The 19,763-nt window shown below is 68.7% G+C and carries 17 protein-coding genes and 2 tRNA genes; 10 read left to right on the forward strand and 9 right to left on the reverse strand.

Annotated features, from left to right (window positions below):
• Positions 1 to 9 precede the first annotated feature (9 nt).
• From KZ686_RS22535 to KZ686_RS22565, 7 genes are all read right to left on the reverse strand, one after another.
• Positions 10 to 942 carry a formyltransferase gene (locus tag KZ686_RS22535; protein WP_265633732.1) on the reverse strand — a complete coding sequence of 311 codons (933 nt, stop codon included), beginning with the start codon at positions 940 to 942 and terminating at the stop codon, positions 10 to 12.
• Positions 930 to 2,174 carry a glycosyltransferase gene (locus tag KZ686_RS22540; RefSeq protein ID WP_226106043.1) on the reverse strand — a complete coding sequence of 415 codons (1,245 nt, stop codon included), beginning with the start codon at positions 2,172 to 2,174 and terminating at the stop codon, positions 930 to 932. Before KZ686_RS22540 ends, KZ686_RS22535 begins: the two co-directional genes overlap by 13 nt.
• Positions 2,153 to 3,343 carry a DegT/DnrJ/EryC1/StrS family aminotransferase gene (locus tag KZ686_RS22545; RefSeq protein ID WP_265633733.1) on the reverse strand — a complete coding sequence of 397 codons (1,191 nt, stop codon included), beginning with the start codon at positions 3,341 to 3,343 and terminating at the stop codon, positions 2,153 to 2,155. The genes KZ686_RS22540 and KZ686_RS22545 overlap by 22 nt, the downstream gene beginning before the upstream one ends.
• Before the next feature lie 119 nt (positions 3,344 to 3,462).
• Complete coding sequence (locus tag KZ686_RS22550; protein WP_150083676.1) at positions 3,463 to 3,834, reverse strand: DMT family transporter; 372 nt, start codon at positions 3,832 to 3,834, stop codon at positions 3,463 to 3,465.
• A complete protein-coding gene (locus tag KZ686_RS22555; protein WP_226106038.1) occupies positions 3,831 to 5,597 on the reverse strand; it encodes a glycosyltransferase family 39 protein in 1,767 nt (588 codons plus the stop codon). Before KZ686_RS22555 ends, KZ686_RS22550 begins: the two co-directional genes overlap by 4 nt.
• 380 nt (positions 5,598 to 5,977) lie before the next feature.
• Positions 5,978 to 6,268 (reverse strand): amino acid ABC transporter permease, encoded by a 291-nt coding sequence (locus tag KZ686_RS22560; protein ID WP_149316203.1) that lies wholly within the window; start codon positions 6,266 to 6,268, stop codon positions 5,978 to 5,980.
• 183 nt (positions 6,269 to 6,451) lie between these two features.
• Entirely contained in the window at positions 6,452 to 7,396 is a 945-nt protein-coding gene (locus KZ686_RS22565) for an amino acid ABC transporter substrate-binding protein (protein WP_265633734.1), read from the reverse strand.
• A gap of 254 nt (positions 7,397 to 7,650) precedes the next feature.
• On the opposite strand from KZ686_RS22565, the gene KZ686_RS22570 reads away from it, so the two are divergent.
• The 7 genes from KZ686_RS22570 (at position 7,651) to KZ686_RS22600 (ending at position 14,724) form a co-directional block, all read left to right on the forward strand.
• On the forward strand, positions 7,651 to 8,730 hold the full coding sequence (locus KZ686_RS22570; protein ID WP_265633735.1) for an acyltransferase family protein: 1,080 nt from the start codon (positions 7,651 to 7,653) through the stop codon (positions 8,728 to 8,730).
• 189 nt (positions 8,731 to 8,919) lie between these two features.
• Positions 8,920 to 10,158, forward strand: a complete 1,239-nt coding sequence (locus tag KZ686_RS22575; protein ID WP_149316200.1) for a GTP cyclohydrolase II — start codon at positions 8,920 to 8,922, stop codon at positions 10,156 to 10,158.
• A gap of 23 nt (positions 10,159 to 10,181) precedes the next feature.
• Positions 10,182 to 11,477 carry a URC4/urg3 family protein gene (locus tag KZ686_RS22580; RefSeq protein WP_265635380.1) on the forward strand — a complete coding sequence of 432 codons (1,296 nt, stop codon included), beginning with the start codon at positions 10,182 to 10,184 and terminating at the stop codon, positions 11,475 to 11,477.
• Positions 11,478 to 11,708: 231 nt separating this feature from the next.
• On the forward strand, positions 11,709 to 12,326 hold the full coding sequence (gene upp, locus KZ686_RS22585) for a uracil phosphoribosyltransferase (protein WP_223819671.1): 618 nt from the start codon (positions 11,709 to 11,711) through the stop codon (positions 12,324 to 12,326).
• Positions 12,327 to 12,395: 69 nt separating this feature from the next.
• Entirely contained in the window at positions 12,396 to 13,184 is a 789-nt protein-coding gene (locus KZ686_RS22590) for a TetR/AcrR family transcriptional regulator (protein WP_265633738.1), read from the forward strand.
• Between the two features lie 42 nt (positions 13,185 to 13,226).
• Positions 13,227 to 14,534: an amidohydrolase family protein gene (locus KZ686_RS22595; RefSeq protein ID WP_265633739.1), complete on the forward strand. Its 1,308-nt coding sequence runs from the start codon at positions 13,227 to 13,229 to the stop codon at positions 14,532 to 14,534.
• Positions 14,535 to 14,637: 103 nt separating this feature from the next.
• A tRNA-Leu gene (locus tag KZ686_RS22600) sits at positions 14,638 to 14,724 on the forward strand.
• 489 nt (positions 14,725 to 15,213) lie between these two features.
• Here the strand turns inward: KZ686_RS22600 and KZ686_RS22605 are convergent.
• Positions 15,214 to 15,816, reverse strand: coding sequence for a hypothetical protein (locus KZ686_RS22605; RefSeq protein ID WP_265633740.1), 603 nt, complete (start codon positions 15,814 to 15,816; stop codon positions 15,214 to 15,216).
• On the opposite strand from KZ686_RS22605, the gene KZ686_RS22610 reads away from it, so the two are divergent.
• The 3 genes from KZ686_RS22610 to ampC all read left to right on the forward strand — a co-directional run bounded on the left by KZ686_RS22610 (position 15,809) and on the right by ampC (position 18,074).
• Positions 15,809 to 16,216, forward strand: coding sequence for a hypothetical protein (locus tag KZ686_RS22610; RefSeq protein ID WP_187829065.1), 408 nt, complete (start codon positions 15,809 to 15,811; stop codon positions 16,214 to 16,216). The two genes, KZ686_RS22605 and KZ686_RS22610, sit on opposite strands and share 8 nt — an antisense overlap.
• Positions 16,217 to 16,472: 256 nt before the next feature.
• Positions 16,473 to 16,549, forward strand: a tRNA-Arg gene (locus KZ686_RS22615).
• Between the two features lie 340 nt (positions 16,550 to 16,889).
• Complete coding sequence (gene ampC / locus KZ686_RS22620) at positions 16,890 to 18,074, forward strand: class C beta-lactamase (protein ID WP_407648629.1); 1,185 nt, start codon at positions 16,890 to 16,892, stop codon at positions 18,072 to 18,074.
• A 178-nt stretch (positions 18,075 to 18,252) separates the two neighbouring features.
• Here the strand turns inward: ampC and KZ686_RS22625 are convergent, their stop codons facing one another.
• Positions 18,253 to 19,632 (reverse strand): sensor histidine kinase, encoded by a 1,380-nt coding sequence (locus KZ686_RS22625; protein ID WP_265633743.1) that lies wholly within the window; start codon positions 19,630 to 19,632, stop codon positions 18,253 to 18,255.
• Positions 19,633 to 19,763 lie beyond the last annotated feature (131 nt).

A 19,763-nucleotide genomic window follows, 5' to 3' on the forward strand; every position in this document is an offset into this window, starting at 1 on the left:
TTCCAGACTTCAGGCTTGAGGAGAAGACTGCAGCAGCGCGGCGAGGGCGGCGGGCGACAGCGGCGCGTTGCCTTCGGAGAGCGCGAGGATCAGCACCAGGCCGCCGTCGCCGCACAGGCCGACGATGCGGCCGTCGAGCACGTGCAGGCCGGGCGTGAGGCCGGCCAGCACCTGCGTCGGCGGCATCTCGGCCGGCAACGGACGGCGCGCGCGTTCGACCACCAGGCGGCGGCCCTTCAGTTCGGTGAAGGCGCCGGGATAGGGCGGCGCGACCGCGCGGATCAGGTTGTAGACCGCGGCGGCCGGCTGCCGCCAGTCGATGCGGCCGTCCTCGGGACGGCGGCCGGAGAAATAGCTGCCTTCGGCGAGTACGTTAGGACGGCGCGGCGTGTTGCCGGCCAGCATCGCCGGCAAGACCCGCCACAACGTCTGCTCGGCCGCCACGGTGACCTTGTCGAACACCTGCTGCGCGGTATCGTCGGGCAGGATCGGCACCGCGGTCTGCGCGACGATATCGCCGGCGTCCGGTTTGGCCTCCATCGCGTGCAGGGTTGCGCCGGTCTCGGTCTCGCCATGCAGCACGGCCCAGTTGACCGGCACGCGGCCGCGGTACTTCGGCAGCAGCGAGCCGTGCATATTGAAGGCGCCGCGCGGCGCCAGTGCGAGCACGGCCGGCGGAATCATTGCGCGGTAGTAGAACGAGAACAGCATGTCGGGCCGCGCGGCCTTGACCGCGGCGGCCAGCGCCGGGTCGTTCGGATCGTCGCCATGGACGAGCGGCAAGCCCAGTTCCGCGGCGGTGTCGGCCACGCGGCGGAACCAGATCGTTTCATCGGGGCGATCGCGATGCGTGACCACCAGCGCCACCTCGACGCCGCGCGCGTGCAGCACGCGCAGGCAGCGGTCGCCGACGTTGTGGTAGGCGAAGACTACGGCGCGCATGGGGGCTTCCGGTCGTGACGGGGATCGCGGGGGTCGTGGGGATCGCTGGGACCGGACCGGCCGCCGTCGCCGGATTCATCGAACTCGCTGAATTCGCTGAACTCCTCCAGCCCTGACCGTCGTCCGCCGTCGCCGCGTCGCGCATCGCCCTGAGACGCGTCCAGGATCGCCTTGATCCGATAGCGCGGCCGGTCGCGTACCTGCTGATAGATCCGGCCCACGTATTCGCCCAGCAGGCCGATGCCGAACAGCATGATGCCGACCAGGAAGAAGTTGAACGCGAACAGCGTGAACAGGCCCTGTACCTCGGAGCCCAGCAGGAAACGCCGTACCAGCAGCACCACGAACAGGCCGCCTGACAGCAGCGACAGGATCGTGCCGATCATCGAGAACCATTGCAGCGGCACGATCGAGAAGCCGGTGACCAGGTCGAAGTTCAGGCGCACCAGCTGATACAGCGAGTACTTCGATTCGCCCGCATGCCGCTCTTCGTGCCCGACCACGATCTCGACCGGATTCGACGAGAAGGTGTAGGCCAGCGCCGGGATGAAGGTATTGACCTCGCGGCAGGCGTTGATGGTATCGACCACGCTGCGGTCGTAGGCGCGCAGCATGCAGCCCTGGTCGGTCATCCGGATATGCGTGATCCGTTCGCGCAGCCGGTTCATCGCGAACGAGGCGACGCGGCGAAACGCGCTGTCATGGCGCTGGCGGCGAATCGTGCCGACATAGTCGTGGCCGGCGCGGATCGCCTCGACCAGCCGCGGGATTTCCTCGGGCGGGTTCTGCAGGTCCGCGTCGAGCGTGATCACCATGCGGCCGCGCGCATGCTCGAAGCCGGCCAGGATCGCCATGTGCTGGCCGAAATTGCCGTTGAACATCACCACGCGCGTGACCTCGGGCCGCTGGCGGAACTGCCGCGCCAGGATCTGCGCCGAGCGGTCGGTGCTGCCGTCGTTGACGAAGACGATCTCGTAGCTGGTGGCCAGGCCATCGAGCGCGGGATAGAGCCGGTCGAACAGCGCCTGCAGGCCGGCCTCCTCGTTGTAGACGGGGATCACCACCGAGACCTCGATCGGCCTGGCGCGCGACGGCGACGACTGGCCCGGCAGCGGCGCGGTCTCGTCGTCGCGCGCGGTCGCGTCGTCACGAATGCGCGTGGGCTGGCCCGGCAGCGGATGCGGCATCGCGCAGGACAGCAGTTCGGAAGTTACGGAAGCAGACGTTTGCATGTTTCGTTCAGCGTGGCGCAGACGCGCTCGACATCGGCCTCTTGCATGGCCGGGAAGAGCGGCAGCGTGAGAATGCCCCGCCCGATGCGCTCGGCGTGCGGCAGCATGCCTTCGCGCCAGCCCAGCGAGCGGTAGTACGTAAACAGATGCAGCGCGGGGTAGTGCACGCCGGTGCCGATGCCGGCCTCGCGCAGGGCCTGCATCACCGCGGCCCGTCCGCCTTGCAGGCGCTCGGCGGGCAGTACCACTTGAAACATATGCCAGTTCGGCAGCGCTGTCGCGGGGTCGCCGGCGACCGGCAGCTCGATGCCCAGTTCGGCGAGGCCATGCCGCGCGGCGGCGTCCATGTAGGCGCCGGCCAGCGCCGCGCGGCGCGCGGTGATCGCGTCGAGCCGCGGCAGCTGTGCCAGCCCGATCGCGGCGTTGACATCGGTCAGGTTGAACTTGCCGCCCGGCACCTCGACGTCCATGCCGTCCAGGCCGCTGCGGATCACGCCCTGCAGGCGCAGGCGCTCGGCGCGCTGCGCCTCGTCCTCGTCGTTCATCACCAGGCAGCCGCCTTCGACCGTGGTGATGTTCTTGTTGGCCTGGAAGCTGAAGCTGACCAGGTCGCCGAAGCTCCCGATGCGGCGGCCGCGCCAGCGGGAGTCGATCGCCTGCGCGGCGTCCTCGATCACGCGCAGGCCGTGTTTCCTGGCGATGGCGTAGAGGCGATCCATGTCGACCGGCAAGCCGGCCAGATAGACCGGCAGGATCGCGCGGGTGCGCGGCGTGATCGCGGCCTCGACCGCGTCGAGGTCGAGATTGCGCGTGCGCGGATCGATGTCGACGAACACCGGTCGCGCGCCGACCGCGACGATCACGTTGGCGGTGGCCACCCAGGTGATCGCGGTCGTGATCACCTCGTCGCCGGGACCGATGCCGGCGATCCGCAGGGCGATCTCCATCGTCGCCGAGCCGTTGGCGAAGGTGCGCACCGGCCGTCCGTCGAACAGCGCCGACAGCGCGGCCTCGAAGGCCTGCATCTTCGGGCCGGAGGTGATCCAGCCCGAGGCCAGCACCTCGCCGACCGCGGCGATCGCGTCGGCGTCGATGTCGGGCCTGACGAAGGGCAGGAAGGGCGCAGCGGATGGGGCGGCGGCTTGGGTGGATTGGGCGGTAGCGGGCATCGGGCGAAGTCGTCAGGACGTCAGCGGCAACGGAAGGTCGGCAGCGTGGTCGGGTAGGCGTGATCGAGAAAGCGTGGTCGAGAAAGCGCGGTCGACAACAAAGCGGTCGGAAACACCGGTCACGAACGCGCGATCAGGAACACGCCGGCCAGGATCAGCAGGATGCCGGCCATCCGCAATGGTCCGATCATCTCACCGAACAGCCACCATGCGGCCACCGCGTTGACCACATAGCCGAGCGACAGCATCGGGTAGGCCATCGATACATCGACGCGTGACAGACCGACGATCCACACCGCGACGCTGGCGACGTAGAGGCTCAGCCCAGCCAGCACCGGCCATTGGGCCAGCACGCGCAGCGCGGTATCGAACAGCGTGGCGCGGTCCAGCGCGATCGCGCCCACCGCGTTGACGCCGGCCTTGAGCAGCAGTTGCGCGCAGGCGTTGAGCAACACGCCGGTCAGGATGAAAGCGAAGGTGGTGATCGTCATCGATTGGAAGCGGAAGCGGGCGCTGCGGACGCGGCCGGGGCAGCAGGCGCGGGCGGCGCAGCGAAATTGGTGACCACGACGCGGCGCACGTCTTCGGCGACCCGATACATGGGCAACGCCTGAGCCTGCAATCTGGTGTACATCTCCGGCGACATGATGGCGACCGCGGGCCGGCCGTTGCGCCACGTCTGTTCGAACGCCTCCAGCGTCGGAATCCACTTGTCCGGTTCCTGCTGCAGGCCGAACTGCAGTTCGTCGGGATGCCAGACCAGCGTCAGCGGATGGCGCAGGTAGAACGGCAGCGTGTGGTCGAGCATGCCGACGCCGTAGAACGGCATGTCGTCCTTCAGCACCTGCTGAATGGCGGGTACCAGGTCGATGCCGGAGGTGCGCCGGCCCATCACCTCATGGCCGAGCAGCGCGACCGTGAAGCTGGTGTACATCGCCAGGCCGTAGACCACGATGCTGGCCAGCCGGCCGTTGCGCCGCGCCAGCCAGTGGGCGAGCAGCACGCCGGCGAACATGACGACGAAGGCGGCGCCGATCCACAGCGCGAAGATCCGGTAATAGGCGTTGGGCGTGTTGTCGGAATCGAGCGTTGCGACCACCGGCGTGGCGGCCAGCCCGAGCACCGAAACGCCCAGCATCAGCAGCACCAGGCGGCGCCAGCCGGTGTCGCCGATGCGGTCCAGCGCGACGCCGGCCAGCATCCCCAGCGCCGGGAAGATCGGCACGATATAGCCGGGCAGCTTGGAGTTCGACAGGCTGAAGAAGACGAAGATGGCGCCGGCCCAGACCAGCATCAGCAGGGCTGGGCGCAGCGGGACGGCATTTGCCGGCTCCCCCGCCTGCGCCGCCTGCGCCGCTTCGGTCCGCTCGCGGCGCACCGCGCGCCAGATGCCCGGCGCCAGCGCCAGCCACGGCAGGAAGCCGGCCAGCAACAGGGGCACGAAGTACCACACCGGTCCCTGGCGATGATGGACGCTGGTCGTATAGCGCTGCCAATGCTCGTGGATGAAGAAGAAGCGCAGGAATTCCGGATTGCGCTCGGCGATCAGCCAGAACCACGGCACCGTGATCGCCAGCAGCAGCGCGGCGCCCCACAGCAGATGCAGGCGGCGCCACAGCCCGAAGTCGCGCGTGATGGCGGTGTAGACCACCAGCACCAGCCCGGGCAACGCGATGCCGATCAGCCCCTTGGTCAGGATGGCGACGCCCATCGCGGCCCAGCAGCCCAGCATCCAGCCGCGGCGTGCGGCCGGGGTGGTGTCCGGATGCTGCGCCAGCAGCATGCAGGCCAGCACGCAGGCGAGCGCGCCGGCCAGCGTCATGTCCAGCGAATTGAAGTGCGCGGCGACGCTCCACATCGGTGCCGCGGCCAGCGCCAGGCCGGCCAGCCAGCCGGCGCGCGCGCCGAACCAGCGCCCGGCCGCCCACATCGACGCGAGCAGGCCGATGAAGCCGGACAGCGCCACGCACAGCCGCGCCTGCCACTCGCCGAGCCCGAAGGCGGTATAGGTCAGCGCCGTCACCCACAGGTGAAAGGGCGGCTTCTCGAAATACTTGACGCCGTTGTAGCGGATCGTGACCCAGTCGCCGCTGGCGAACATCTCGCGGGCGATCTCGGCATAGCGGCCTTCGTCGGAGCGCAACAGATGGCGGGCGTCCAGCGTCCCGAACCAGAGCAGGACGATATACAGGACGACCAGGGCAATCACCGCCGCGGACAGGCCGGCGGCGCGCGTGGTCGGGGAACGGCGCATGAAACTCCTGAAACGGTGCTGCGCGGCCTCGGCCGCTTGCTGACAACCCGCTACGGAGCGCTGCCGCTCCGTGTGGTGCATACGACGCCTATGGCAACGGCGAAGTTCGCATTTTGTGCGAAAGCTATGACGGCTGATACCGAAAAATGTCCTACACGGGACCGCACCGGAGGGGCTTTTCCGGCTCGGGACATATGTCCTGTGGCGTCCATTTCACTTTTCGTGCCTCGTCGCCCCGGTCGGCAGCGGCGACGCACCGCCGCCCGCGCGGGCACGGGCGGCGCGCGATGGGCGCACGGACGCAAAAAAACCCGCCGGCAGCGGGTTCTTGAATTCGCCATCGGGACGGGCCGCCCCCGGGCTGGCCCGTCGGGCCGATGTCAGTTCGCCGGCTTGGCGGGCTTGGCCTTCTTCGCCTTGTGGCCGTTCTTCTTGCCTTCGTCCTGGCCCGGCGCGAGGTCGGCGCGCGTGCTCTGGTTGGTGCCCTGGGTGTAGGGATCGAACTTGTCGCCGGCTTTCGCCCCCTGGCTGTAGGGGTCGAACTTCTCGCCCGCCTTGGCGCCTTGCGAGTACGGGTCGAACTGCTTCTTGCCGCCGGTGTTCTGGGCGTGCACCGCCAGCGAGGCGGTGCCGATGCACAGCGCGATGGCCGTCGCGACGAACTTGCTCATGGTGTCTCCTCGAAAGTTGCCGTCCATCGGATGGGCGGCTGACGATGGGCAGGCGCCGACGCGCCGCCCGCGCCAGTGTCTCCAACCTGTCTTGCGGCTGTCAAGCGAGTCACACCGGGCGTCGCGGGCGCGTCGGCCTCATGGAAAGCGAGGATTGCCGGGGTCGCCGGCCCCGGTATGCGCCTATTCCGTGACCGCGTCGGACGGATGCTTCCACGCCTCGCGGACCTCGGCCGACGGGGCCAGCGCCAGGTTGATGCCACGTCCGCCGATCGGCTTCTGGAACCAGCGCTGCTGCAGCGCCTCGATCTGCGGGCCGCGATAGACGCCGGCCAGGGTCTCGTCGACCAGCCGCTTCCACGCCGGGTCCGACTTCGACAGCATCAGCGCGTTCTGCTCGACCGACAGCGCAGGACCGACGATCACGAATTGCGATGGATCCTTGGCGCGGGCGCGCAGGCCGGCCAGCAGCACGTCGTCCATCACGAAGGCCTGGGCGCGGCCGGACTCGAGCAGCAGGAACGATTCGCCGTGGTCCTTGGCGTAGACGTCGCGATAGCCGTACTGGCCCTTGAGCCGGCGCACGTGGCGGTCGCCGGTCGAGCCGGCGCTGGTCACCACGGTCTTGCCGCGCAGGTCCTCGAGCGAGTCGATGCCCGCATCGGCACGCACCAGCATCCGCACCGTCGACACATAGTGCGAGACGCTGAAGGCGACCTGCTTCTGGCGCTCGAGCGTGTTGGTGTTCGGCGCGCAGTCGAGGTCGACCAGGCCGTTGACGATGGCGGGGATGCGGTTCTGCGGCGTCAGCGGCATCCAGCGCACCTTCAGGTCCTTCAGGCCGAGCGCCTGGCGGGCGCCCTCGGCCGCGCGCAGGCACAGGTCGACCGCGTAGCCGGCCGGCTGGCCCTTGTCGTCGGCGAACGAGAACGGCAGCGCGGACTCGCGGTAGCCGAGCACGATGGTGCCGCTGGAGCGGATCTTGTCGATGACCGGACCGTGCAACGCCTCGGCGCCGGCGGCGTGGGCGATGCCGGTGCCGAGCAGGGTTGCAGCGAGCAGGACCGGGCGGAACGAACGAAGAGAGCGACCGAAAGAGCGAGGGAAGGCGCGGAGGGAAGACAGCATGGCGAGGCGATAGAAAACAGCAAAGACCAAAGGGTAGCGATAGGGATGGGTCAGGGGAAGGACAACTTCGTCATAAGTAAATACCCTAGGTCGATGCGATGACCCGGGCACAATGACCGGTCCAACATGGCGGCGCCGGCACCTGCACCCGGGTACAATCCCGGGCCACGCGCCCGGTGCCGCGTCGCGCACGGGCGCGTCGGGGCTGGGCTGCGAATTCCGTTCGGCTCCCGTTCGCTTCCCGTCTGTCACCCATGTCTTCGCAACCCGCGCGCCTGGCCGGCATCGATGCGCTCAAGGCCATCGGCTCGCAACTGATCGTGCTGCACCATCTGGCCTTCTACGGGCCGATGTCCGATGCGGCCCATTCCCTCGCCCCCGCCCTGATCGACTGGCTCGCCGACTACGCACGCATCGCCGTCCAGCTCTTCCTGGTGATCGGCGGCTTCCTGGCGGCGCGCAGCCTGGCGCCCGACGGCGTGCTGCGCACGTCCCGGCCGCTGGCGGCGCTGCTGCGGCGCTATCGCAAGCTCGCCGTGCCCTTCGCCGCGGCGATTGGCCTGGCCATCGTCGCGGCAGCGCTCGCGCGGCAGGGCATGGACCATCCCTCGATTCCGGCGCCCCCGCAATGGGGCCAGCTGCTGGCGCATCTGCTGCTGTTGCACGACGTGCTCGATATCGACGCGTTGTCCGCAGGCGTCTGGTATGTCGCGATCGACTTCCAGCTGTTCGGGCTGCTGTTGCTGACGCTATGGCTGGCGCGCCTGCTGCCTACCGGCTGGCGTGTCCGCGTGGGCGTGGCGCTGGTGGCGGCGCTCGGCGTGGCGTCGCTGTTCTGGTTCAACCGCGACGTGGACTGGGACATGTGGGCGATCTATTTCTTCGGCGCCTACGGGCTCGGCGTGCTCGGCTACTGGGCCTCGAATCCCGGACGTTCCGGCTGGTGGCTCGCGGCGCTTGCCGCGGTCGGCATCGCTGCGCTGATGGTCGATATGCGCTCGCGCATCGCGCTGGCGGTCGTCGTCGCGCTGTGGCTGGCGCTCGCACGGCGCGGCGGCTGGCTGTCGGCGTGGCCGCGCGGCCGCGTCTTCGCCACGTTCGGCGCGATCTCGTACTCGGTGTTCCTGGTGCACTTCCCGATCTGCCTGCTGGTCAACAGCGTGATGTCGCAGCTGGCCCCCGGCATGCCGTGGCTGAACGCGGCCGGCATGGCGATGGCGTGGCTGGTCAGCAACGCCGCCGGAGCGCTTTTTTACCGATATGTCGAATCGCGCGACCCCCTCGCGTCGCTTGGCAAGTTGTTGTTGCGCAACCGTACGGGGCTCGCCGGCTAGCAGGCGTTGCCTGCCTGCAACATCGGCGGCGCTGCACGATACGTGGGCGCCGCATGAACCGTTGTTGTGCCGCAATTGGTGAGGGAGCGTACTCAAAAGGGGAAAACGCCCATACGCGCTTGGCATGGCGATTGCCTACCATCAAGGTAAACCTGACCGTTTGGTCAGGATTCACGCCCCGAGGCTGCCATGTCCGATCACATCGTCCTGACCTCGCACGCACGCCGCGACAAGCCGGCCGAGCCGATCCACTGGGGGGCGCCGACCGCGGCCGAGCGCGGACCCGTGATCGCGACGCTGACCAATCCGGCGCATCGCAACGTGATCGGGACGCATGCCGGCGCCTACGCGGTCTATCGCGCGCTGGCCGTCGCTTCCGGCACGCTGCAGCGCGACCATCGCCCCGACCTGACCGACACCGCGCCCGCCGAGCCGATCGGACCGCATCCGCAATGGGGCGATCCCGACAAGATCGTGTCGCTGGACCCGTGGGGCCATCTGGTCTCCACCGTCTTCGCCGACCGCATCGCCGCCGGGGTCGACATCCGGCCGACCATCGCCGTCACCCGCGCCCATATCAACATGCCGGAACTGGTGGCGGCGATCGCCGCCGGCCGGCTGATTCCCGACGGCAGGATCCTGTTTGCCAACGGCGACGTGCGGGTGACCAAGGCCGCCGTCGATCCCGTCTGGTATCTGCCCGGCATGGCGCGCCGCTTCGGCATCAAGGAAAGCGCGCTGCGCCGCAGCCTGTTCGAGCAGACCAGCGGCATGTTCCCCGAACTGGTGACCCGTCCCGATCTGAAGGTCTTCCTGCCGCCGATCGGCGGCATGACGCTGTATTTCTTCGGCGACGTCAGCCAGCTGGGCAAGCCGCAGACCCCTGTCGCCTGCCGCGTGCACGACGAATGCAACGGATCGGACGTATTCGGGTCCGACATCTGTACGTGCCGCCCGTACCTGGCGCACGGTATCGAGGTGTGCATCGAGATGGCGCAGCAGGGCGGGGTCGGACTGGTGGTCTACAACCGCAAGGAAGGCCGGGCGCTGGGCGAGGTCACCAAATTCCTGGTCTACAACGCGCGCAAGCGGCAGGTCGGCGGCGACCGCGCCGAAACCTATTTCGCGCGGACCGAATGCGTGGCCGGCGTGCAGGACATGCGCTTCCAGGAGCTGATGCCCGATGTCTTCCACTGGCTGGGCATCCGTCGCATTGATCGCTGGGCCTCGATGAGCAATATGAAACACGGCGCGCTGGTCGCGCAGGGAATCGAAGTGGTCGAGCAGGTGCCGATTCCCGATGCGCTGATTCCGGCCGATGCGAGGGTGGAGATCGACGCCAAGGTGGCGGCGGGCTACTTCACCCGTTACACGCCTCCGGACGCCACCGAACTGACGGTGGCCAAGGGCAGGGGACTGGACGAATGACAGAACGAAACGATGCGGCATCGATGGGCGCGGCGGGACAAGCCGGCGCGCAGGCCCGTGCTTCGCGCGAGGGCTGGCAAAGCTGGGTGGAACCCGATCATCCCGCGTCGGCGTTGTTGACGGCGCAGGCGGTGCGCGCGCGCTGCGCCGCGGTGACGGCCTCGGTGGCGGCCGGCGACTCGCAGTGGTTCCGCTGGCATCCCGAGCGGGTCCCGGCGATCGCCGACTATGTGGCCACCACCATCCGCTCGCGCTACCGCGATCTGCAGGTGCCCTACCACAGCCGCTGGCGCCATTTCGAGAGCGGCGGACCGGGCGAGCTGCGCGACCGCTGGGGCATCCTGTGCGAACGCGCGGCGCTGACCGGCGACGATCATCGCGAAGAGCGCGCGCGCATCGGCATCGACCTGGTGATTCCGAGCGTGCTGCTCGACGCGGGCGCCGGGCCCGACTGGCGCTACCGCGACCCGGCCAGCGACCTGAGCCTGAGCCGCTCCGAAGGGCTGGGCGTGGCCAGCTTCGACCTGTTCGCGCGCGGCGGTTTCTCCGCGACGCCGGACGAGCCGCTGCGCTCCGATGCCGAGCGGCTGGCGCAGATCGACCCCTCGACGCTGGCCACTGCCTTCCAGGTCGCGCAGCACAATCCGCTGGTCGGCCTCGAGGGCCGGGCGGGTCTGGTGCGCCGGCTCGGCAAGGTCGCCCAGGCCACGCCGGCGGTGTTCGGCGAGCCGGCAAGACTCGGCAATCTGTTCGACTATCTGAAGGCGCATGCCAGCGAGGGGCGCATCGACGCGGCCTTCGTGCTGCGCACGCTGCTGGTCGCGCTGGGGCCGGTCTGGCCGGGGCGGCTGCAGCTCGAAGGCGTGTCGCTTGGCGATTGCTGGCGCCATCCGGCCAGCCCCGACGGCCTGGTGCCCTTCCACAAGCTGACGCAATGGCTGACCTACTCGCTGCTCGAGCCGCTGGAGGACGGCGGCCTGACGGTGACCGGGCTCGATGCGCTGACGGGCCTGCCCGAATATCGCAACGGCGGCCTGCTGTACGACTTCGAGCTGATGGTGCCGCGCGATGCGAGCTTTGCCGAGGCGGTGCACCGGGTCGACGAGCCCGCCATCGTCGAATGGCGCGCGCTGACGGTGACGGGCCTCGATCTGGTCGCCGAGGCAACGCGGCAGGCGCTGGGCCTGTCCGCCGAGGCCTTTCCGCTGGCGCGCGTGCTGGAGGGCGGTACCTGGGCGGCGGGCCGGCGCATCGCCGCCAAGCGCCGGCCGGGCGGTCCGCCGCCGTTCGCGATCGACAGCGACGGCACCGTGTTCTGAGTTCCTGAGCCCGTGCAGGGCGCGGCTGTCGCAAACGCTGCGCGCCTGCACGCCGTCGTTCCGCCCCGGCCGCATCCGGCCACGGCCGCATCGAGGAGTGCCATCATGACCGCCCTGTCTGCCGATCTGTCCGTCGATCCGTCCGTGGCGCTGTCCACGGGGCTGCCCACGGGACTGTCCGCGGGACTGCCCGCGGGCGTGCCGCCCATCGCGCCGGCCGCCGCTTCCGTGATGGTGGTCGACCACCCGCTGGTCCAGCACAAGGTCACGCTGGTGCGCAGCGAGGACACCACCACCGACAACTTCCGCCGCCTGGTGCGCGAGATCGCGCAGCTGCTGACCTACGAGGCCACGCGCGACCTGGCGATGGAGACCGTGGCGATCAAGACGCCCATCGCGCCGATGCAGTCGCCGATGCTGTCTGGCAAGAAGCTGTGCCTGGTGTCTATCCTGCGCGCCGGCAACGGTTTCCTCGATGGCATGCTCGACCTGCTGCCGGCCGCGCGGGTCGGCCATATCGGCCTGTACCGCGACCCGGAAACGCTGGAGCCGATCGAGTACTACTTCAAGATGCCGGACGATATCCAGGAGCGTCAGGTGATCGTGGTGGACCCGATGCTGGCGACCGGCAATTCCGCGATCGCCGCGCTGAACCGGCTCAAGGAGGCGGGCGTCACCGCGCTCAAATACGTCTGCCTGATTGCCTCGCGCCCGGGTTTGCGCGCCTTGCAGGCCGCGCATCCCGATGTGGCCATCGTCACCGCCGCGATCGACGAGCAGTTGAACGAGCACGGCTATATCGTGCCCGGACTTGGCGATGCGGGCGACCGGCTCTACGGCACGCGCTGACGCCGTGGCGCCCGCCAGGAATCCGGCCGTGACGACGATGGCGTTGGCGCCGCCACGCCCGGCCTCGCCATGGACGCGCTAGCTCCCGCCACCCGCCTGCAGGCGCTGGCCGGCCGCGACGGCAACGCCGGCCGGATCCGCCAGCGCAACGAGGCGCGCATCCTGCGTGCCGCCGAAGCGGTGTTCGCGCGGGCCGGCTTCGCGGGCGCCACCATGGCGGAGATCGCCACGCGCGCCGGCGTGCCGAAGTCCAATCTGCACTACTACTTCCGCACCAAGCAGGCACTCTATCGCGCGGTGCTCGCCAACACGCTGCGGCTGTGGCTGTCGCAGGCCGACATCATCAGCGCCAGGCGCTCGCCGGAGGCCGCGCTCGAGCAGTACATCCGCGCGAAGATGCGGCTGTCGGCGCGCTATCCCGACGCCTCGCGCGTGTTCGCCAACGAGTTGCTCCATGGCGCGCCCGAGATCGGCGACGTGCTGCGCGACGCGCTGCGCAGCCTGGTGGGCCGCAAGTCGGTGGTGATCCACGGCTGGATCGCCGCGGGACGGATGGCGCAGATCGATCCGAGCCATCTGTTCTTCACGATCTGGGCCGCCACGCAGACCTATGCCGACTTCGAGGCCCAGATCTGCGCCGTGCTCGGCGTGCAGCGGCTGGAGCGGCGCGACTACGAACGGGCGACCGAGCATCTGGTGGCATTGGTGCTGCGCGGCTGCGGTCTCACGCCGCCCGCGCCGGCTCGCGCCGGCCGGCGTGCGCGCCGCACGGCGACGGCGGGCGCGCCGCCGGTTGCCCGCGAACGAGGCCCGCAGCGGCGCAGCGCCTGCCAGGGCAATGCCGATCCCTTGCCGTAAGCCGTAAGCCGTAAGCACGTCGGCAACAGCCCGGAGACCCACATGCTCGATCTGATCGTTCGCGACTGCAATCTGCCCGATGGCCGCACCGGCATCGACATCGGTATTGCCGACGGCCGCATCGTTGCCGTCGAGCCGGCGCTGCCGGCGCAGGCGGCCGAGCAGATCGATGCGGCAGGCCAGCTGGTATCGCCGCCGTTCGTCGACGCGCATTTCCATATGGACTCGACGCTGTCGTACGGGCTGCCGCGCGTGAACCAGTCCGGCACCTTGCTCGAAGGCATCGCACTGTGGGGCGAACTGAAGCCGCAGCTGACGCAGCAGGCGCTGGTCGAGCGCGCGCTCGCGTATTGCGACTGGGCGGTGGCACGCGGCCTGCTGGCTATCCGCTCGCATGTCGACGTCTGCGACCCGCGGTTGCTGGCGGTCGAGGCGCTGCTGCACGTGCGCGAGCAAGTCAGGCCCTATCTGGACCTGCAACTGGTGGCCTTTCCGCAGGACGGCGTGCTGCGCAGCCCCGGTGCGCTCGACAACCTGAAGCGCGCACTCGACATGGGCGTGCAGGTGGTCGGCGGCATTCCGCATTTCGAGCGGACCATGGCAGACGGCGCGGCGTCGGTGCGGCTGCTGTGCGAGCTGGCCGCCGAGCGCGGACTGCCGGTCGACATGCATTGCGACGAGACCGATGACCCGATGTCGCGCCACGTCGAGACGCTGGCCGCCGAAACGGTGCGGCTGGGCCTGCAGGGCAGGGTGGCCGGCTCGCATCTGACGTCGATGCATTCGATGGACAACTACTACGTGTCCAAGCTGCTGCCGCTGATGCGCGAGGCCGGCATGGCCGCGATCGCCAATCCGCTGATCAACATCACGCTGCAGGGCCGGCACGACAGCTATCCGAAGCGGCGCGGCATGACGCGCGTGCCGGAGCTGCTGGCCGCCGGCGTGCCGGTGGCGTTCGGCCACGACTGCGTGATGGACCCCTGGTATGGGCTTGGCTCGGGCGACATGCTCGAGGTCGCCCATATGGGCCTGCATGTCGCGCAGATGACCGGGCAGCAGGGGATGCGCGCCTGCTTCGACGCGGTCACCGAGACCCCGGCAAGAATCCTGGGTTTGACCGGCTACGGCATCGCGCCCGGTTGCCGCGCCGACCTGGTGCTGCTGCAGGCCGCCGATCCGGTCGAGGCGCTGCGCCTGCGCGCGACCCGGCTGCTGGTGCTGCGTGCGGGCAAGGTCATCGCCAGCACGCCGCCGGCCACGGCCGCGCTGCGCCTGCCCGGCAGGCCGGAGCGGGTCGACTTCCGAGTGGGCGGCACGGCCACGGAGCGGTCTGCGGCATCGAGGTAAATATTTTTTGTGCGAGGGTGTTGACGACCCTCGATCGGATCTGCATAATTGCGGTCTTCGCATCGCAGCAAACGTGACGCAAGACACGGAAGCGGCGAACGAAGCCCAGGTGGCGGAATTGGTAGACGCACTAGGTTCAGGTCCTAGCGGTGGCAACACTGTGGAGGTTCGAGTCCTCTCCTGGGCACCAAAATCCTGAAGAGAAGGCCGTTGCAAATTGCAACGGCCTTCTTTTTTTTCGTCCGCGTTTTGTCCGCATTCGTCCCGCGTCTTGCCGGCGCGACTACAGGGTGTGGTTCCCTCGTGCGCTTCCCTGCCACGCCACCGGCCGCGCTGTCACCATTCCCTCTGCAATGACCTGCCGTCTCGCTGCCGGGTCCCGCCAATCCCTGCTGATTCCCGCTGATTCCCGCTGATTCCATATCGCGGCGCGCCGTTTCAGTGTTCGCGCGCGGCCGCTGCCGGAGCGAGCGCGGGACGGCCTTCATCGGGTTGACGCCCCTAACGGTTGCGTTGCCTTTGACCTATGCTCAGATCAAATCGGGCACGCTGACATCAGCCCGAAGGTGGTCGCCATGGACATGGTCTTGTTGTCGAGAGAGAGGAAGACCGGCGTTGCCGCTGGCCGGGCTTGCGTGGGCACCAACCATCGAAGGACCTGCCGCTGTCACCGATGGCGCTACGGCTCCTGTGTCGCCATCTTCCTGACCGCAATGGCCCAGGCCGAGAGCGGGCCACCCGGCAGCGATGCCGTACTCGGATGGCAGCCATTGGGCGAGGAAGAGGCCGCCGCGTTGTTGGCCGCGCTGGATCCGGCTTCGACATCGGCACGGTCCGATCCCTTCCAGCCCGTGCACTCGGCCGCGGACGCATCGGCGCCACCGCCATCCCTTCCCGAATCATCGACGCCGTCGGCCGCGCCAGTACTGTTGGCCTCGCTGCCGTCATCTTCGGCCTCCGCAGCGCCGCCATCTTCGGCCTCCGCATCGCCGCCATCTTCGGCCTCCGCATCGCCGTCATCGTCGGCCTCCGCATCGCCGTCATCTTCGGCCTCCGCATCGCCGCCATCGTCGCCTTCAGCATTGCCGCCATCGTCGGCCGCCGCATCTCCGTCGTCTTCGACCCCACGATCCGCGCTGACACAAATGGCAGCGGAATCCGAGGCCGCGATTCGCGCGGCCCTCGCCGCCGACGCACGCGATGGCGCGCGTCGGCCCGCATGGCTGCTGCACGCCGACGATGCCGCCTCCGCCAGCGGTTTCGTCGATACGCGCGTGCGCACGCTGTCGCTGGCGCTCGACGCGGTGTTGCCGCGCAGCGGGGTCACGATCCAGCCCCGCGTGCAGCTCGCCTATCAGCCGCGTGACGATGGCCTGCCCAACCCCGCGCTGGCGGCGATGCCGGCGGACGACCGGGCGACCGGCCTCGCGGTGCGGCTCTACGGCGCGCAGCCGACCCGCCTGGCCGGCGTCTATCCCTTCGTCGAGGCCGACCTGTGGCAGGACAGCAGTCGCAAGACCATCAACATCAACGGCACCCGCATCGACACCGATCTGCTGCGCGGCCTGTTCTCGTTCAATATCGGCGCGCACGGCAGCACGCGCGGCGGCGTCAAGATCTGGGTCAAGGTCAAGACCGGCCGCAATGCGGGCGGCATCATCGGGGCGCGCTATCGGTGGTGACGATCGGTGCCGCCTCCCGGTGACGACTGCGGGTCGTGACTACCGGCGGCGACTGCCGATGGTGGCTGCCGGCAGGGGCTGCTGGTGGTCGCTGCGGGTGGTGACTGCCGGCAGTGGCCGCTGGTGGTGACTCTGGTAGTGATTGCTGGTAGTGATTGCTGGTGGTGATTGCTGGTGGTGACGGCGAGCCCAAGCATCGGCCCGCAAAAAAATGCTTGCGTTCCCACGCCACTGCGATACAATTGCGCCCTCGCGTGCGGCTGTAGCTCAGTTGGATAGAGTACTTGGCTACGAACCAAGGGGTCGTGGGTTCGAATCCTGCCAGCCGCGCCACCTATACGAAGGGCTTCCATCACTGGAAGCCCTTTTTCTTTGCCTCCGCGCTTTGCGCTCGGTCTTGGCGCTCCCTCTTTGCGCCCGACTTTGCAGCCGGTCCTTGCCCCGCCCTTTGCGGTGATGGCGCATGCATCGCCGCGCCATCACCGCCGATTCCGGCACGCTCACCTTGCGACGGCCTCCTCAGGTGACAGCCGTTACAGCGCGGCTCGACACGGTGCTGCCGGCATTCCCTACACTGCCGCCATACCGATTGATGCGATGCCATTCTGCCGGCAACCCGAATTCCGCAGCGCGCAGCCGGCATCGCGCATCGCGCATCCCGCCCCGCATAGCCATGAAACCATCGACGCCTCTGTTCTCACTGCTTGCCTTCCCGCTCGTCTGCCTGCTTGCCGTGCCTGGCGCCACGACCAACGCCTACGCCGCCGATGACGACGATGCGGCCAGGATGGCAGCGATCGTCGACGCCGCCGTCAAGCCGGTGATCGAGCAGCATCGGCTTCCGGGCATGGCGGTTGGCGTGACCGTCGACGGCAAACGCTATTTCTTCAACTATGGGCAGACCGCAAGGCAGGGCGGCCGGCCGGTGACGAAGGAAACCCTGTTCGAGATCGGCTCGGTCAGCAAGACCTTTGCCGCCACGCTGGCGGCCTACGCCGAGGCGAGCGGCAAGCTGTCGCTGCAGGATCCGGTCAGCCGTCATCTGCCCGCACTGCGAGGTGGCATCTTCGACAAGGTCACGCTGCTCCATCTCGGGACGCATACCTCGGGCTTGCCGCTCGCGGTGCCGGAGCGGATCGACAGCGAGCGCGGCATGGTCGAATACCTGTCCGCATGGCGCCCGACTTATCCGGTCGGCACGCATCGCGTTTACTCGAACAATGGCATCGGCCTGCTCGGCGAGATTGCGGCGAACCGTCTCGGCGGGCCGTACAGCGAGCTGATCCGCACGATCGTGTTCGAGCCGCTCGGCATGAAGCACAGCCACTTCAGGGTGCCCGCCGACAGGCAGGCTGACTATGCGCAGGGCTATACCGCAACGGATGCGCCGATCCGGATGAAGGAAGGGTATCTGTGGGAGCCGGCCTATGGCATCCGCTCATCGTCCGGCGATCTGCTGGCCTTTGTCGAAGCCAATATGCCGGGGGCCCGCATCGACGATACGCTGCGCCAGGCGATCGCGCGCACCCATGTGCCGCGCTTTCGCGCGGGGCCCATCACGCAGGACCTGATATGGGAACAGTATCGCTATCCCGCGACCTTGCAGCAGCTGCTGGCCGGCAATGCGGCGATCCTGCGCGCCGAGGCCGCGAACCCAATCGACGCCGCGGCGCAACCGCGGCAGCCGGTGTATCTGCACAAGACCGGCTCGACCAACGGCTACTCGGCCTATGTCGCGTTCGTGCCGGACAAGCGGATCGGCATTGTGCTGTTGGCCAACAAGGCGTATCCGGTCGATCAGCGGGTGACGATCGGTTACGAGATCCTGTCGCGTGTGGCCGAGCGAACGAAGCCATAGCCCAGCGGCGATATCCGTGCAGCGATAACCCGGCAGCGAAAGCTCAGCGGCGATATCCGTGCAGCGATAACCCGGCAGCGAAAGCTCAGCGGCGATAACTAAGCGGCGATAACTCAGCGGGGATAACTCTGTGGCGATATCCGTGCCGCGCTAACCCCGCGGTGGCACGCCAGCACCGTCACCGGTGCGCCAGCGGAAACCGCACGCGCGCGATGACACCGGACGGCGCGTCGCCGCGGTTGTCGATGCTGGCATCGCCGCCGTATCGCTCGGCGATCGCCTTGACGATCGCCAGCCCAAGACCGCTGCCCTCCGTGCCGTGGACGTCGGCGCGAAAGAAGCGGTCGAACACGCGCGGCAACGCCTCGGGCGCGACCCCGTTGCCGGTGTCGCGCACTTCGATGCAGCCCAGCCCTTGCTCGCGATAGGCGCGCAGGTCGACGGTGCCGCCGTCGGGCGTGTACTTGAGGGCGTTGTCGACCAGGTTGCTCAGTGCCGTGCGCACATCGGCGAGGTTGGCGCGCACCTGCAGGTCCTCCAGTTGCTCGACGCCGAGGTCGATGCCGTGCGCGGCCGCGCGGGGCAGGTGCATCTCGATGACGTCGGGCACCACATCGCGAATGGCCACCGGCTGCGACGAGGCGCGCTCGAGCGGGGCGTCCGCCCGTGCCAGCCGCAGCAGCTGGGAGACCATGCGCGTGCTGCGTGCGATCACCTGCTGCAGCGCGTTGTACTCGCGCAGGCTGTCCGGGTCCGACAGCGTACGGCCGAGGTTGTCGGCCTGGATCTGCAGCGAAGTCAGCGGACTGCGCAGCTCGTGTGCGGCATCGGCGATGAACTTCTTTTCGACGCGCAGCGACTGCGACAGCCGCGTGATCATCAGATTGATCGACTGGACCAGCGGCAGCAGCTCGCGCGGCACCTTGTCGGTCGGCAGCGCGTCCAGGCGGCCGATGTCGAGCCGCGCCGCACGCTCGCCCAGCGCGCCGACCCGCCGCAGGGCGCGCCTGACCGTCACGAAGATCGCCAGCCACGCCAGCGGCATCATCACCAGCGCCGGCGTCGCGCTGGCGATCGCCGCGTCTTTCGCAATGCGCTTGCGCGAGGCTTCGCGCTGCGCAACGTTGATGGTCCAGTTCGGCCCGTGCTCCGAGTACACCCGCCACCGTTCCTGGTCGACCGTCTGCGTCGAGAGTCCCGGCGGGGCCTCGCGGCCGATGGCGATCCGGTCGCTGTCCGGATGAAGGGTCGGCTTCGGCGCGCCGAGCCAGATCTGGATCACGATGCCATCGGATGCGTCGCGATACAGGTACAGCGGGTCGATCGCCCGCGTCATGTCGTCGCTGACGCGTGCCGCGACTTCCTGCAGGCGGCGGTCGAGCAGTTCATGGATCTCGGAGGTGGCCAGCACGTAGGTCCACGTCGTATGCAGCAGGGCGAAGACCGCGATCACCGCGCTGAGCGCCAGGCTCAGCATCAGGCTCAGCGAACGGTTGCGCGATGGCGCGGTGTGCGGCGCCGGGGGCGAGTTGCGGTGCAGGGCGGTGTGGGCGGGCATGGTTATCTGGCCAGGTACGCGCCGGACTGCCGGCCGCGGGTTTCAGCTTGGTGGATCGTTCGGCGGGTCGTTCGATGGGCCGTTCGGCAGGTCGTTGGGCAGGTCGTTCGGTGCGTCGCTCGCGGGATCGC

The organism is Cupriavidus cauae, assembly GCF_026210475.1.
GTDB lineage: Bacteria > Pseudomonadota > Gammaproteobacteria > Burkholderiales > Burkholderiaceae > Cupriavidus > Cupriavidus cauae.